Origin of the sequence: Dietzia sp. CH92, from assembly GCF_032248695.1 — a bacterium.
Taxonomy (GTDB): domain Bacteria; phylum Actinomycetota; class Actinomycetes; order Mycobacteriales; family Mycobacteriaceae; genus Dietzia.
This window is the reverse complement of the sequence record NZ_JAVHXC010000003.1, coordinates 159518-173695: the sequence shown is the minus strand read 5'-3', so window position 1 is coordinate 173695 and position 14178 is coordinate 159518. Positions and strand designations below refer to the sequence as shown.

Annotated in this window: 13 protein-coding genes; 4 read left to right on the top strand and 9 right to left on the bottom strand. The window is 72.1% G+C overall.

Going from position 1 to position 14178, the window contains the following annotated elements; translation table 11 throughout:
* Positions 1 to 2: 2 nt before the first annotated feature.
* The 3 genes from RWK90_RS07240 to RWK90_RS07230 all read right to left on the bottom strand — a co-directional run bounded on the left by RWK90_RS07240 (position 3) and on the right by RWK90_RS07230 (position 2911).
* Entirely contained in the window at positions 3 to 1010 is a 1008-nt protein-coding gene (locus tag RWK90_RS07240) for an ABC transporter permease (RefSeq protein WP_314036274.1), read from the bottom strand.
* Entirely contained in the window at positions 1007 to 1990 is a 984-nt protein-coding gene (locus RWK90_RS07235; RefSeq protein WP_314036272.1) for an ABC transporter substrate-binding protein, read from the bottom strand. Before RWK90_RS07235 ends, RWK90_RS07240 begins: the two co-directional genes overlap by 4 nt.
* Before the next feature lie 117 nt (positions 1991 to 2107).
* On the bottom strand, positions 2108 to 2911 hold the full coding sequence (locus RWK90_RS07230; RefSeq protein WP_314036271.1) for a siderophore-interacting protein: 804 nt from the start codon (positions 2909 to 2911) through the stop codon (positions 2108 to 2110).
* 138 nt (positions 2912 to 3049) lie between these two features.
* Between RWK90_RS07230 and RWK90_RS07225 the strand changes: the two genes are divergently transcribed.
* On the top strand, positions 3050 to 3919 hold the full coding sequence (locus tag RWK90_RS07225; RefSeq protein WP_314036269.1) for an oxygenase MpaB family protein: 870 nt from the start codon (positions 3050 to 3052) through the stop codon (positions 3917 to 3919).
* 55 nt (positions 3920 to 3974) lie between these two features.
* Here RWK90_RS07225 and RWK90_RS07220 read toward each other — a convergent pair whose 3' ends face one another.
* Together RWK90_RS07220 and RWK90_RS07215 are read right to left on the bottom strand one after the other, a co-directional pair.
* Entirely contained in the window at positions 3975 to 5750 is a 1776-nt protein-coding gene (locus RWK90_RS07220) for a GMC family oxidoreductase N-terminal domain-containing protein (protein ID WP_314036266.1), read from the bottom strand.
* Positions 5743 to 6633 carry a hypothetical protein gene (locus tag RWK90_RS07215; protein ID WP_314036264.1) on the bottom strand — a complete coding sequence of 297 codons (891 nt, stop codon included), beginning with the start codon at positions 6631 to 6633 and terminating at the stop codon, positions 5743 to 5745. Before RWK90_RS07215 ends, RWK90_RS07220 begins: the two co-directional genes overlap by 8 nt.
* Positions 6634 to 6840: 207 nt before the next feature.
* Between RWK90_RS07215 and RWK90_RS07210 the strand changes: the two genes are divergently transcribed.
* From RWK90_RS07210 to RWK90_RS07200, 3 genes are all read left to right on the top strand, one after another.
* Positions 6841 to 9267: an MMPL family transporter gene (locus tag RWK90_RS07210; RefSeq protein WP_314036262.1), complete on the top strand. Its 2427-nt coding sequence runs from the start codon at positions 6841 to 6843 to the stop codon at positions 9265 to 9267.
* Complete coding sequence (locus tag RWK90_RS07205; RefSeq protein ID WP_314036260.1) at positions 9260 to 9871, top strand: TetR/AcrR family transcriptional regulator; 612 nt, start codon at positions 9260 to 9262, stop codon at positions 9869 to 9871. The genes RWK90_RS07210 and RWK90_RS07205 overlap by 8 nt, the downstream gene beginning before the upstream one ends.
* Positions 9872 to 10004: 133 nt before the next feature.
* Positions 10005 to 10511 (top strand): DUF1648 domain-containing protein, encoded by a 507-nt coding sequence (locus tag RWK90_RS07200; RefSeq protein ID WP_314036258.1) that lies wholly within the window; start codon positions 10005 to 10007, stop codon positions 10509 to 10511.
* Here RWK90_RS07200 and RWK90_RS07195 read toward each other — a convergent pair.
* The 4 genes from RWK90_RS07195 to RWK90_RS07180 are packed head-to-tail and all read right to left on the bottom strand — an operon-like array spanning position 10508 to position 14143.
* Positions 10508 to 11320, bottom strand: coding sequence for an MBL fold metallo-hydrolase (locus tag RWK90_RS07195; RefSeq protein ID WP_314036256.1), 813 nt, complete (start codon positions 11318 to 11320; stop codon positions 10508 to 10510). The two genes, RWK90_RS07200 and RWK90_RS07195, sit on opposite strands and share 4 nt — an antisense overlap.
* Positions 11320 to 12192, bottom strand: a complete 873-nt coding sequence (locus tag RWK90_RS07190) for an ABC transporter ATP-binding protein (protein ID WP_314036254.1) — start codon at positions 12190 to 12192, stop codon at positions 11320 to 11322. The genes RWK90_RS07195 and RWK90_RS07190 overlap by 1 nt, the downstream gene beginning before the upstream one ends.
* On the bottom strand, positions 12189 to 13217 hold the full coding sequence (locus tag RWK90_RS07185) for an iron ABC transporter permease (protein ID WP_314036252.1): 1029 nt from the start codon (positions 13215 to 13217) through the stop codon (positions 12189 to 12191). The genes RWK90_RS07190 and RWK90_RS07185 overlap by 4 nt, the downstream gene beginning before the upstream one ends.
* The gene (locus RWK90_RS07180; RefSeq protein WP_396230297.1) at positions 13214 to 14143 is read right to left on the bottom strand and encodes an ABC transporter substrate-binding protein; all 930 of its coding nucleotides are present in this window, start codon (positions 14141 to 14143) and stop codon (positions 13214 to 13216) included. Before RWK90_RS07180 ends, RWK90_RS07185 begins: the two co-directional genes overlap by 4 nt.
* Between the last annotated feature and the right edge of the window lie 35 nt (positions 14144 to 14178).

Below are 14178 nucleotides of genomic sequence, written 5' to 3'. Positions count from 1 at the left end.
CGTCAGACCTCCTTGGAGCCGGGGGCGGTGGAATCGGGCCCGGCGGACCCGGTCGCGGTGGCCTCGGCGGCCGTGCCCGGCCCCGCGGCGACCGACGCGCCGACCCCGGCGGCCGCCCGCTCGTTGGCCGCGACCGCGGTGGTGGGCTTGCGACCGAAGCGCCCGCCGGCCCCCTTCCACCGGGGCAGCAGCAGCGCCACGACGACGAGGATGGCCGTGACCGCCTTCATGTCGTTGGGGTCCAGGCCGACGCGCAGGGCCGCGAAGATGATGAGCTGGTAGAGCAGGGCGCCCACGATCACGGCGAGCACCGCGAGCAGCAGCTTCCGCTGGCCGAGGATGGCCTGCCCGATGATCACCGAGGCCAGGCCGACCAGGATGAGGCCGATGCCCATCGAGATGTCGGCGAAGCCCCGGTACTGGGCGATGAGTGCGCCGCACATGCCCACGAACCCGTTGGACAGGGCCAGGGTCAGTGTCTTGGTGAAGTCGGTGGACACACCGAACGACGAGATCATCGGCCCGTTGTCGCCGGTCGCCCGGATGGACAGGCCGAGGTCGGTGGTGAGGAACCACAGGACGACCAGGCCGAGCAGCAGGACCACGACCGCGAGGATGCCGACCCCGGGCCACTCGCCCAGCAGGTCCGCGTCCTTCAGGGGCGTGAACACGGTGTCACTGCGCAGCAGCGGGATGTTGGCGCCGTCCATGATCCGCAGGTTGACCGACCACAGCGCGATCATGGTGAGGATCCCGGCGAGCAGACCGTCGATCCTGCCCTTGGTGTGGAGCAGTCCGGTGACCGCTCCGGCCAGGAACCCGGTGCCGAAGCCCGCGAGGGTCGCGAGCACCGGGTTCCAGCCGGCGAGGATACCCATGGCCGCGGTGGCGGCGCCCGTGGTGAAACTGCCGTCGACGGTGAGGTCGGGGAAGTTGAGCACGCGGAAGGTCAGGAAGACCCCCAGGGCCATGACCCCGTAGATCAGACCTACCTCGACGGTCCCGATCACTTCTTCTCAGCCTCGGCGAGGATGTCCTCGGGGATGGTCACGCCCTGGCGCTCCGCGGCGTCCTCGTTGACCACGTAGGTGAACTCGGTGGCGGTCTCCACCGGCATGCCGGCCGGGTCCTCGCCGTCACGCAGGATGCGCAGCGCCATCTCGCCGGTCTGGCGGCCCAGCTCGGTGTAGTCGATGCCCAGGGTCGCGACGGCGCCGCCCTCGACCGTGCCCGACTCGGCGGCGATCACCGGGATCTGCTTGGCCTCGGCGACCTGCACGAGCGAGGAGATGCCCGAGACGACCATGTTGTCCGTGGGCACGTAGATCGCGTCGACATCCCCCAGCGCCTCGACGGCCTGCTGGATCTCGTTGACGGTGGTGACGGTCTGGGTGACGATCTCCAGCCCCAGCGGGCCCGCGGCCTCCTCGGCCTGATCGACCTGGACCTGCGAGTTGACCTCGCCGGAGGCGTAGACGATCCCGACGCGCTCGGCGTCCGGCACGAGCTGCTTGAGCAGCTCCAGCTGATCGGAGATCGGGGCGGCGTCCGAGGTGCCGGTGACGTTGGAGCCCGGCGCCTCCATCGAGTCGACGAGCTCGGCCGAGACCGGGTCGGTCACGGCGGTGAACAGCAGCGGGACGTCGGTGATGTTCTGGGCCATCGCCTGCGCGGCCGGGGTGGCCACGGCCAGGGCCAGATCCAGGTCGTCCGCGGCGAACTGCTGGGCGATGGTCAGGGCCGTGCCCTGCTCGCCGTTGGCGTTCTGCTCGTCGAACTCCACCTCGACGCCGGCCTCGGCGAAGGCCTCCTTGAACCCGGCCGTGGCCGAGTCCAGCGCCGGGTGCTGGACGAGCTGGTTGATGCCGATGCGGTAGGACTCGCCCCCGCCACCGGCGGCGTCGTCCTCACCGCCGCTCGAACAACCTGCCAGGACCAGAGCCGAGGTGGCGACCAGTCCGGTGAAGAGCTTCGCGCGTGAGAATGCCATGTGCCATGCCTTGTCTGTGCCGTCTGGGCCTCACGGGTTGAGAACGCGAGGGGCCGGATGCGTGAACGGTGCTGGCACATGAGGGTACCGGGTCGGCCCGGCACCGTGAGCCCGGACTCACCTGACGGGCTGCGGGGTCTCCTCCGTGTCCGCCAGTTCGCGCTTCCAGACACGGAAGCCCTCCTCCGTGCGACCGCGCCGCCAGTACCCCGAGATCGACGCGCGGGCGGCGGGCACACCGCGCTCGGACCGCAGATACGGCCGCAGGTGCTTCATCACCGTCTCGGCCTCGCCGTGGACGAAGACCTGCACGTCACCGCCCGGCCACGGCAGCCCTCGCACCGCGCCGACCAGCGGGGCGTCGCCGTCGATCAGGTCCGGTCCGGCGTCCGTCGAGGAGGTTCCGCGGTGGACCCAGGTGATCTCCACGCCCGCCGGCGCCGCCAGGTCGAGCTCGTCGTCGTCGCCCCCGACCTCAAGGAACACCGCACCCACGGCGTCCTCCGGCAGCGACTCCAGCGCGGCGGCGACGGCCGGCACCGCCGTCTCGTCCCCGGCCAGCAGGTGGAAGTCGGCCTCGGGATCCGGACGGTAACCCCCGCCCGGCCCACGCACGGCGACCTCCGTGCCGGGCGTCACCGAACGCGCCCACGGTCCGGCGACGCCCTCGTCGCCGTGCACGACGAAGTCGATCCAGATCTCGCGCGCGGCGGCGTCGACCCGACGGACGGTGTACGTGCGCACCACGGTCTCGCCCGCGTGCGGGAGCTCGATCTTGACGTAGCTGTCCGTCTCCGCCCGGGCGGCGAACGACCCGAAACCCTCCCCACCCAGGATGACGCGGACCAGGTGCGGGGTCACCGACTCGGTGCGCAGGACCGTCAGGACGGTCGGGGCGACAGGCTTACGATCGCGGGCCACTCATGCTCCTCAGTGCTGGGGGGTTAGGTGAACCTATCCTTCCCCATTTTCGGGCGACGCGGGAGCGGCCACCGCGACGTGCACCCCCGTGTAAGATATATGTGATCGGATCGGACGGCCGACGACGGGGAGTGGATGATGACCGCAGGGACGCGAACCGGCACCGCGGGAGGCCGGGCCCGGCGGATCCGGACCCTCCCCGACATCTCCACCCACCTCGCGTTCTGGCTGCCCGTCGCCAACGTCGTCATGCAGCTCGCGAACCCCGCCGTGGGCTACGGCGTGGTCGAGAGCCGCGTCGAACGCGGCCGCGGGGACCTGCGGCCCATCAAGCGCGCGCGTACCACCGCGCAGTACCTCGCCGTGGCCACGCTCGGCAGCCGCGAGGACCGGCGGTTCTTCCACGAGTCCGTGCACCGGATCCACGCTCAGGTGACCTCCACCGAGTCCAGCCCCGTGAGCTACAACGCCAACCACGCGGGGTACCAGATGTGGGTGGCGCTGTGTCTCGTGCGCTACTACACCGACCAGTTCGAGATGATCCACGGCCCGCTCACCGAGGCCGAGCTCGACCACATCGTCGACATCGCACGGCCGCTCGGCACCACGCTCAACGTGCCCGACGCCCGCTGGCCGTCGAGCTGGGCCGAGTACGAGAAGCAGTTCGCCGAGGGACTGGAGGACGTCTCGATCGACGACACGGTCCGTGACTACCTGCAGTCCCTGGCGGACTTCCGGGTCCTGGAGATCCGCATGGGCAGGGTCGGCACCCTGGCGAGCAAGATAGTCGGCCCGTGGAACCTGTCGATGAGCAAGTTCGCCGTGCCGCGGCGGATCCGTGAGGAGATGCGCTGGGAGATCACCCCCGCCGACCTGCGCCGCCGCCGGCGGGTGGTGGCGGTGTCCACCGCGCTCGGCACGGTCCTCCCCGCGCCCCTGCGCGTGTACTACGCCCTCAACCTTCTCGACCTGCGGGTCCGGCGCGCCCTCGGGATCAGCGTCTTCTAGCCGGCGCCCGCTGCGCCCCTTCCGCCTGCGCTGCGCGCGCCCGTGGCCGCCGGCGTCACAGGCCGAGCTGCTGCATCCTGGCCGAGATCCGCGGGTCCGTGGACGGCACCGGCGCCTCGACGCCCACCCACGGGTCGCCGCCGAAGTACCGTCCGAAGATCTTCTCCGCCGTCCGGGTCGCGAGCGCCTGCGTCGACAGCGTGGGGTTGGGCCCGCCCAGCGAATTGGCCAGCGCCGAGTTGTCCGCGATGAACAGCCGACGCACCCACCGCGCCTCCGCGTCGGCGTCGAGCACCGAATCGCGGTCCGACTCGCCCATCCGCATGGTCGAGTGCACGTGCAGCAGCAACGGCGCCCAGTCCAGGCGATACACCGTCCGCGCCCCCGCCGCCCGCATGATCTCCGCCGCCCGGGCCACCATGAACTCCCGGTTCTCGCGGGTCCGCGGCACGCGGCCGCGTAACGTCACGTCGATCTTCGCAGGTGCACCGTTCTCGTCGGCGGGGAACAGCGACGGCGTGATGCGGTTGTCCGGCTGCACATGGTCGTCGGTGATGACGAGGAAGTTCAGCAGGTGGTCGATCCCGCCCGCCATGAGGTCCTTGAGCTCGTCCGCGACGAGGCGGCCGGACGGGCCGTCCCACGGGCCGTACAGCCCACGGCCGTTGGTGTAGTGGCCCCGTGTGCCCGAATCCGACAGGCTGAGGGAGAACGCCTGGATGGCCGGACCCAGCCCCACGTTCTCGATCCCGCCCCGGCCCGGCCAGTCCAGCCGCGCCGACGAGTTGGCCCCTTTTGAGTTGCCCGTGTACTCGTCGAAGGCCCCCACCACCCAGTCGAAGTGGTGATCGGTGTGTCCGCGGCCCACCCAGTCGTTGGGATCGGGCAATCCGCTGTTGAACCACAGTCGCGGACTCTCGGTGGCGCCGCCGGCGAGCACCACGACGCGGGCGTCCTCCGAGAAGAGCTCCCCGGTGGCGTTGTTCCTCCACTCCACGCCCCGGGCCACGGTGTGGGCCCCCTGCTGCTCGTGACGGATCCGCCGCACGAAGGAGTCGGTGAGGAGCTCGACCGGTCGGCCCCCGGGGCGGACCGCGTCGGCGGCCAGGCCCAGGGGGACGTAACTGTTGTCGGTCGACCGCTTGGCGAACTGGTTCCGCGGCGCGCGCAGCGGCGCGTAGCAGCCCTGGAAGCAGTGGCCGCAGAACGTGCACCCCGTCGCCTGCGGGTAGACCAGCAGTTCCGAGCGGTCGGTGCGGCCGGCGGTGCCGCCGGGTTGGAGGATCGCGTTCTGCTGCGGCCGGAACGCGGGCCGCGAGATGTCCCGGGAGGTCTGGACCGGCAGGCCCACGGCCTCGCACCCGCGGAACATCAGGGCCTCCTTTGTCCCCATCGCCGCCGTCTCCACCGGCAGGGTGGCCTCGACCCACTCCAGGTAGGGCCGGAACTCGGCGTAGGTGAACGGGAAGCGGTGCGCCGTGTCGTACTCGGCGGCGTCGGGCCCCTCGTACCCGCGGAACACGCCGGGCATGGGCCGGGGGCTGTTGCCGTAGTAGTGCTGGGTCGTCCCGCCGACCCCGGACAGCTGCCAGACGAACATGTTGTTCGTCCACTCGCGGAACCACGCGGGCGCGTCCCGATCCTCGGGCCCGAAGCGCAGGTAGCCGTCGTTGGGGTTGTTGGCGTCGTTCTCCGCGTGCGACCACTGGCTCCCGGGGTCCGCCTGGCGGGGACCGCCCTCGAGGAGCAACACGTCGAGCCCCCGCCCGGCGAGCTCCGCCGCGACCACCGGGCCGCCGCCGCCCGCACCGATGACGATGACGTCACGCATCAGCGGGCACCTCCGTCCGGCCCTGGTAGTAACCGAGGAACTCGGGGTGCCCGTCGACCAGGCCGCCGGGCCGGTAGGCGGTGAGGTCCCACGACACCGGCCGCGGGCGGACCTCGCGCGACGCCGGGTCGTAGGCGTCCATCTCCGAGTAGACGCCGAAGGCCGTGCCCTCCAGGAGGATGCCGCCGGCGAAGCGGAGGAATCCGGACGCGCTGCCCCGCAACGGGACGGGCAGCGCCCCGTCCAGGAGGGCGATGAGCTGCGGGACCGGCCCCTCGACCGCCTCGAGGACGCGGCACTTGTCCGCCAGCGACAACCGGGAGAAGGGGCTGCCCAGCGGTCCGGCGATCGACGCCGGGTTCACGAGCAGCGCGCCGGTGCCCAGCAGGAGCGCCACCGGCAGCGACAGCGGGAGCACGCGGTCGCTGTAGACGTACCCCAGCAGCTCGTCGATGCGCCGGCCGTCGGACTCGGACAGGCCCAGGAACGGTTCGGTCGCGACGCCCAGGTCGGACAGGGCCTGGCCGAACCCCAGGGCGAGCGGCCGCGCGAGCTGATCGCCCATCCCGAGGTAGTTGTCGAACAGGTCCTTCATGAACTCGCCGCCGCCGACCTCGATCGGGCCGGCGTCGGTGCGGAGGGTGCCCTGCTGCCGCGACCACTCGTCGGGCCCGGGCATCACCATCACGCACAGCCCGCGCATCGTGTCGAGCGAGAACGCCTCGACCGCGTCGAGGGCGGCGCTGCCGGTGCCCTGTGCACGCGCCCGGGCGGTCAGCCCCGGCGGGCCGGAGAGCGCACCCGGTAGCGCCGCGCCGACGCCGACCACCGCCCCCACAAGCCACGCGCGCGCGAGAAAAACTCGTCGATCGATCTCGTCCATGGGCCCCCGCCCCCCTACCGAACAGTGAGAGCACTCTAACCATGTGATCGCCGTCACGCCACCGCTGCAGTGGTGCTCCGATCGCGCCGGAGTGTCCCGCAGGGTGTCCTCCGCCACACAACGTTGCACGGGCTGTGCAATCGTGCAGTCGCCGTGCAAAACTGCGAGAGTTCGCGAGACGCACCTATATCACGAGGAGCCCAGCGCATGGCGTCATTTCTCTACCGGATCGGCCGCTCGGCCTACCTGCACAGGTGGAGGTACATCGTCGCGTGGCTGCTCATCATCGCGGGTATGGGCACGGCCGCCGCCACCCTGTCGCAGCAGACCACCAGCAGCTTCGAGATCCCCGGCCTCGAGTCGATCGAGACCCAGGAGGAGATCCAGCAGCGGTTCCCCGGCTCGCCCAGCCAGCTCGACGTGCCCACCGGCACCGTCGTCCTCCGCGCGCCCGAGGGCAGCACCCTCGCCGACCCGGCCGTGGCCGAGGACGTCGACGCCTTCCTGGCCGAGGTCCGTGAACTGGACTTCCTCACCGGCACCGAGGCCATCGTCAGCCCGGTGCTCGCGGCCGAGGGCATGCGCCAGCAGCTGACCGAGGCCAAGGCCGCGCAGGGCATCCCTCAGGAGCAGATCGACGCCGACTTCGCCGCGCTCAGCCCCCTGAGCGAGGACGGGACGACCGGCACGCTCCAGGTGCAGTTCGACGCCGAGACCACGATGAACGTCGAGGCCGAGGACCGCGAGGCCTTCGCCGACCTCGTCGCGGAGCACCAGGACGGTCTGACGATCGCCTACTCGGGCAACGCGTTCCAGACCTCCGAGATCAGCGCGACCGGCGAGATCATCGGTATCGCCGTGGCCGCCGTCATCCTCACCATCACGTTCGGCTCGCTCATCGCGGCGGGCCTGCCCCTGCTCGTCGGCGTGGTGGGCGTGGGCATCGGCATCGCGGGCATCTTCGCCGCGACCTCGTTCACGGACACCATCAGCAACTTCACGCCCACGCTGGCGTCGATGATCGGCCTCGCCGTGGGCATCGACTACGCCCTGTTCATCGTCTCCCGGTTCCGCACCGAGCTGGTCAAGCACATCGGCGGCAACGACCTCGAGCCCAGGGAACTGGCGCAGCAGCTCAAGACGATCCCGTTCCGGGAGCGCGCGCACCTCGCCGGACTCGCGGTCGGCAAGGCCGGGTCGGCCGTGGTCTTCGCGGGCCTGACCGTGCTCATCGCGCTGGCCGCGCTGTCGATCATCAACATCCCGTTCCTCACGGCGATGGCGCTGTCGGCGGCCGCGACCGTCGCCGTGGCGGTCCTCGTGGCCATCACCCTGCTGCCGGCCGTCCTCGGCGCCGTGGGGACGAAGGTCTTCGGCGCGCGCGTGCCGGTGGTCAAGGCCCCGGACCCGGAGGACGAGAAGCCGACGATGGGCCTGACCTGGGTCCGCCGCGTCCGCAAGCATCCGATCCTGCACGCCGTGATCGCGGTGGTCCTGCTGGGTCTGCTCGCGATCCCGGCCGCGCAGCTGCGGCTGGCCATGCCCTCGGACGGCACGATGTCGCCCGGCACCCCCAACCGCACCGCGTACGACCTCACGTCCGAGGCGTTCGGCCCGGGTCGTAACGCGCCGATGATCGCGCTGGTCGATACCCTCGACGTCCCGGCGGAGGAACGCCCGGCCGCGTGGGCGACGGCCGTCGAGGACATCCAGGCGGTGGACGGCGTCCAGAACGCGCAGATCATCGAGACCAACGAGGCGGGGGACGCCGCCCAGGTGCTGGTCACCCCCGAGTACGGGGCGACCGACGAGCAGGCCGCCACGGTGCTGGACAACATCCGCGACGGCATCGGCGAGTTCGAGCAGCAGACCGGCGGCACCTACTCGGTCACCGGCGTCACCCCGATCTACGAGGACATCTCCGAGCGTCTCGCCCAGGTGCTCCTGCCGTACATCGGCATCGTCCTGGCGCTGGCGTTCATCCTGCTCATGCTCGTGTTCCGCTCGATCTGGGTGCCGCTCATCGCCGCGCTGGGCTTCGGCCTGTCGGTGGCGGCCACGTTCGGTCTCACCGTGGCGCTGTGGCAGGAGGGCTGGGGCGGCATCGTCTCCGACCCGCAGCCGATCATCAGCTTCCTGCCGATCATCCTCATCGGCATCGTGTTCGGCCTCGCGATGGACTACCAGGTCTTCCTCGTCACCCGCATGCGCGAGGGCTGGGTCCACGGCAAGACCGCGCAGAACGCCGTGGCCAACGGCTTCAAGCACGGCGCCCGCGTGGTCACCGCGGCGGCGCTCATCATGACCGCCGTGTTCGCGGCCTTCATGACGATCGACGAGCAGTTCATCAAGGTGATGGGCTTCGCGTTGGCGGTGGCGGTGGTGTTCGACGCGTTCGTGGTGCGCATGACGATCATCCCGGCCGTGATGTTCCTGCTCGGGGAGAACGCGTGGAAGATCCCGCGCTGGCTGGACCGGATCCTGCCCTCGGTGGACGTCGAGGGGTCGGCGTTGGAGGGGCTCGAGGAGGCGGGCCCCCGCGATGCGGGAGACCGTGCCGGATCGGGCGACGACGACGAGGTGGTCCACGCCGACACGGTGGCCGCGGGCCGGTCCACGAGGTCCGATGGCTAGCCTGCGCGAGCGGAAGAAGGCCGACACCCGGACCCGCCTCTCGGCGGCCGCAGTGGAACTGCTGGTCGCCGAGGGCGCGGAGGGGGCCACGGTCTCGGCGATCGCCGGGCGGGCCGGGGTGTCGACCCGCACCTTCCACAACTACTTCGCGCACCGCGAGGACGCGTTCGTGCACTTCCTGCGGGAGCAGATCGCCGAGTTCGTGCGGCAGGTGGACCAGGCGCGTCCGGAGCTGACCCCCGTGGACATCTTCCGGACGATGTTCCGGGAGCTGTACGGTCGCTCGGCGGATGACATCGAGGCCGCCGAGAACCTGCTCGTGGCCGGGGAGCAGATCGGCATCATGCTCTCCAGCGAGGCCCGATCGTGCCTTGCCGAGCAGATCCTCGACCCGCTGTACGAGGCGATCGGCCGCCGGGAGCCGCAGCTGAGCGGATTCCGCGTCCGGGTGCTGGTGGACCTGAGCCTGGCCGCCGGTGCCTCGGTGCTGCGGCACCGCCCGCGCGGCGGCGAGCAGGACGCGACGCACGGTCGCGCGGGTTACCTCGACGAGGCGTTCGACCTGCTCGAGCGCGGCGCCGCCGACCTGCTGCGGGGCGACTGACCGTGCCGGGCGCGCGGGGGTAGGTAGCCGCACGCCAACATGGCGTCTCGCGCGCACCGCGGGGGGTGCGAGACGCCATCCCCGGGAGCGGCTGCGGACTCGACGTACGTCCGCGCGGGTAGGTTCGTCACCGATGAGTCCGAAGAGCCCCGCGACCCCGAAGCGTCCCGCCGCCGAGTACGTGACCGGTCCGGTGACCCGCGGCCTGCGGCTCGTCTCGCTGGCCGCGATCGTGGCGGTGAGCGCCTACCTCCTCGTCCGGTACCCCACCCTGCCCGAGACGGTGCCGATCCACTTCACCTTCCGCGGGGAGGCCGACGGGTTCGGCGCCAGGTCCAGCCTGCTGTGGCTGGCCGGCGTCATGCTCGCGATGGGCTCCCTCATCGCGTGGCTGTCCACCAGGCCCCGGGTGCTCAACTACCCGGGCGAGGTCACCGAGGCCAACGCCCAGCGCCTCTACCGCGAGGGCGAACGGATGATGGTGTGGGTGCTGGCCGGGGTGGCGGTCGTCTACCTCGGGATCGTGCTGCAGACCTTCGCGGACGCCGGCTCGGCTGTCCTCGTCGCGGGGTTGGCCGCTCTGATGGCGTCGACACTCGCCGGCCTGGTGCGGATGGTCATCGCGGAGACCCCGAACTAGGACCGGGCCCGGAGGTCGACCACCTCGCCGTCGACCCCGGCCCGGGCGCCGAGTCCGCGCAGGCGCGGGGCCAGGACGTCGGGCGGCGGGTTGTGGTGCCCCAGGTGGACGGCCACCACCTCGGTGTCCTCGACCACCGCACCCGCCTCGCGAAGCCGCGCGAGCATGTCGGCGAACCGGGACAGACCCAGGTGCGCGGGGGAGAGCTCCTCCCGGTCGCCGAGGGTCTCCTCGAGGAACACCGCGTCGTACCGGGCGTCGCGTACCGCCGCGAACCAGTCGTCCTCCCACGGCCCGGTGTCGGTGGCCCAGAGGATGCGCACGCCGTCGGGGCCGGTGAGGTCGTAGAGGACGGCGTCGCCGTCGCGGAAGACCCGGTGCCGGGCCGGCAGCACCCGGACGTCGTAGCGGCCCACGGTGAGGCGGTCCCCCGCACGGACCGGGACGAAGCGCACCGGAACGTCCGGACCGACCCACGGGCGACACACGTCGAGTGCATCGGCGGGGCCGAGGACCTCCAGCTCGCCGGCCTCCGGGACCCACGAGCGGTAGAGCAGCGCCTGGGGGCCGAGATGATCGGCGTGGGCGTGGGTGATCAGCAGATGCCCGACCGACGCCAGGGTGCGCCCGAGCCGTACCGCCGCGCCCGGGGCCTCCGGTCCGCAGTCGATCAGCATGTCGTCGTCGACCATCGCGGAGGTCTGGCCCCGCACCACGTCGAGTCGGCGTGCCGCGCCGCACGAGTCGCACCGGCAGAACGGGTTGGGCCAGCCGTCGGCCGCGCCCGTGCCCAGCAGCACGACCTCCATCAGGGCGCGCCCGCCCCGCGCGTCGAGCCGTCCGCCCGCGAGCCGCCCGGCCCGCGCCGGGGCAGCACCGCCGGGCCGTCGGGCCGCGCCAGGACCTCCACGCGCGCCCCGTACACCTGCGCCACCCGCTCGGCGGTGAGCACCTCGGCCGGCGGGCCGTCGGCCACCACCCGCCCGCCGTCGAGCAGGACCAGTCGCTCGCCGTAGTGCGCGGCCGAGGTGAGGTCGTGCATCGCCGCCACCACCGTCAGCCCGCTCTCGCGGCGCATCGAGTCCACCAGGTCCAGCACCTGCTGCTGGTGGCCGATGTCCAGGGCGCTGGTCGGCTCGTCGAGCAGCAACACCCGCGGCTCCTGCGCCAGGGACCGGGCCAGGACCACCCGCTGCAGCTCGCCGCCGGACAGCGTGGTGGCGGTGCGGGCGGCCAGATCGTGCAGGTCCAGGCGGTCGATCACCCGGTCCACGACCTCGTGGTCGTGGGCGGTCTCCGTGCCGAAGCGGGAGATGTGCGGCGTGCGGCCGAGGCGGATGAGCTCGCGGGCGGTGACCCCCTCGGGGACCACCGGGCGCTGGGGCATCATCGCCACCGTGCGGGCGACCCGGCGGCGCCCCGCCCGGCGCGGCGCGAACCCGTCCACCTCGACCCGCCCCGACGCGGGGATGAGGCCGGCCAGGGCGAACAGCAACGTCGTCTTGCCGGAGCCGTTGGGGCCGACCAGCGACACCCAGGACCCGGCGGGCACCGACAGGTCGATGCCGTGCAGCACCGGCGCGCGGTCGCGCGCGACGTGCAGGTCGCGGCAGGCCAAGGCGGGGTGGCGCGGCGTGGTCGGGTCCGAGGGGGCCCGGCGAACGGGGTCGGTCGGGCTCATATCTGCCCCCGACTGCGACGCAGGACCACCAGGAAGAACGGGGCGCCGATCGCGGCGGTGACCACGCCGATCGGCAGCTCGGCCGGGCTCATGGCGGTACGGGCCACGACGTCGGCCAGGACGAGGAACGTCGCGCCCACCAGCAGGGACGTGGGTAGCAACAGCCGGTGCCCGGGCCCGATGAGCATCCGCACGGCGTGCGGGATGACGATGCCCACGAACCCGATGAGGCCCGAGACCGACACGACCGCCGCCGTGCCGAGGGTGGCCACGCTGATGAGGATGAGCCGCACGCGCGCCGGGGCGATGCCCAGGGTGGCGGCCTCGACGTCGCCGACCGCCATGACGTCGAGCATCCGGCGGAACAGGGCGATCACGGCCACCGAGACCAGCACGTACGGCAGCACGGTCTGCACGTCGGTCCACCCGCTCGTGGTGAGGCGGCCGAGCATCCACGAGTACACCTGCCGCAGCGTCTCGTCGTGACGCTGCATGAAGAACGTCTGGATGGCGCTGGCGAACGCGGCCACCGCGACGCCGGCGAGGATGATGACGACCTCGCTGCGCCCGCCGCCCACGCTGCGCCCCAGCGCGTACGTGGCCATCACCGCGATCATGCCGCCGGCGAACGCGGCGGGCGGCACGAGTCCCGAGCCCGCCGCCCCGCCCACCACGATCGCCAGGGTCGCGCCGAGCCCGGCGCCGCTGGACACGCCCAGCAGGTACGGGTCGGCGAGCGGATTACGGAAGACGCCCTGGTAGGTGGCACCGGCGATCGCGAGCGTCGCACCGACGATCGCCCCCAGCACCACGCGCGGGATCCGGATCTCCCACAGGATCACCTGCTGGCGCTCGGTGAGCCCGGAGTCCACTGCGACCAGCGGCAGACGGTCGACGAGGTCGAGCAGCACCCCGCCCGCGGTGAGCCCGGCCGGACCGATCAGAGTGCCGAGCAGCATCGCCGCGCCGAAGAGCAGCGTCGCCCCGCCCAGCACGAGGGCGTGGCGGGGCGACGGGCGGGTCATGACGCGGGCTGGGTGGCGGGGATCTGCGCGACGATCGCGGCGACCTCGCGCATGAAGTCCACGACGCGCGGGCCCCAGCGGCTGGCCAGGTCCTCGTCCACCACGTGGACGCGGCCCTCGCGCACGGCGGTGAGCCCGCCCCAGCCGGGCCGCTGCGCGACGGTCTCGGCGGTGACGCCGCAGCACTGCCCGTCGGCGAGGAACACCAGGTCCGGGTCGGCCTCGAGGATGAGCTCCTCGGACAGCTGCGGGTAGGTGTCGTCGCCGGTGGCGATCGAGGTCAGGCCGAGCAGGGAGTACACCTCGCCGATGTACGTGTCGTCGGTGACCGTGTAGTACGTGTCGTCCAGCTCGTGGAAGTACGTCAGCGGCGTCTCGCGCTGCGGCACGGACGCGACGATCTCGTCGATCTCACCCTGCATCTTCGACACCAGCTCGGCGGCCTCGCCGATGTTGCCGGTGGCCGCGCCGACCTGCTCGAGCTGGGTGTACGTCTCGTCGAGGGTCTGGGCGGCCGACAGCTGCAGCACCTCGACGCCCGAGCGCTCGAGCCCGGCCACGACGTCGGCGTTGTCGTCGGTCAGCACCACGAGGTCGGGGCCGTAGCCCAGGATCGCCTCGAGGTTGGGCGTGTAGCCGGACAGGTCGGTGACCGGGGCGCCCTCGGGGAAGTCCGAGCGCTCGTCCACCGCCACCACCTGGTCGCCCGCGCCCACGGCGTAGAGCATCTCGGTGGTGGTGGGGCTCAGGGACACGATGGCCTGCGGCTCGCCGGCCGCCGCGCCGGTCTGGTCGGCGGGGGCGGCGTCCTCGCCGTCGGCGCCGCCGCACGCGGTGGCGACGAGCGCCAGCGCGGCCAGGGGCGCGATGAGCAGGGAGCGGGCGCGTCGGGCGCGCGGGCCGTGGTGTGGGCTGGGGTGGTGCACGGCATCCTCCGTGATCCGGAGGACGAGAACAGCTC

What these genes read in the sequence shown, in the direction of transcription:
- RWK90_RS07210 (WP_314036262.1), top strand. Translation starts at nt 6,841, where the DNA reads ATGGCGTCATTTCTCTACCGGATCGGCCGCTCGGCCTACCTGCACAGG.
- RWK90_RS07215 (WP_314036264.1), bottom strand. Translation starts at nt 6,633, where the DNA reads ATGGACGAGATCGATCGACGAGTTTTTCTCGCGCGCGCGTGGCTTGTG.
- RWK90_RS07190 (WP_314036254.1), bottom strand. Translation starts at nt 12,192, where the DNA reads ATGAGCCCGACCGACCCCGTTCGCCGGGCCCCCTCGGACCCGACCACG.
- RWK90_RS07205 (WP_314036260.1), top strand. Translation starts at nt 9,260, where the DNA reads ATGGCTAGCCTGCGCGAGCGGAAGAAGGCCGACACCCGGACCCGCCTC.
- RWK90_RS07225 (WP_314036269.1), top strand. Translation starts at nt 3,050, where the DNA reads ATGACCGCAGGGACGCGAACCGGCACCGCGGGAGGCCGGGCCCGGCGG.
- RWK90_RS07235 (WP_314036272.1), bottom strand. Translation starts at nt 1,990, where the DNA reads ATGGCATTCTCACGCGCGAAGCTCTTCACCGGACTGGTCGCCACCTCG.
- RWK90_RS07185 (WP_314036252.1), bottom strand. Translation starts at nt 13,217, where the DNA reads ATGACCCGCCCGTCGCCCCGCCACGCCCTCGTGCTGGGCGGGGCGACG.
- RWK90_RS07220 (WP_314036266.1), bottom strand. Translation starts at nt 5,750, where the DNA reads ATGCGTGACGTCATCGTCATCGGTGCGGGCGGCGGCGGCCCGGTGGTC.
- RWK90_RS07200 (WP_314036258.1), top strand. Translation starts at nt 10,005, where the DNA reads ATGAGTCCGAAGAGCCCCGCGACCCCGAAGCGTCCCGCCGCCGAGTAC.
- RWK90_RS07195 (WP_314036256.1), bottom strand. Translation starts at nt 11,320, where the DNA reads ATGGAGGTCGTGCTGCTGGGCACGGGCGCGGCCGACGGCTGGCCCAAC.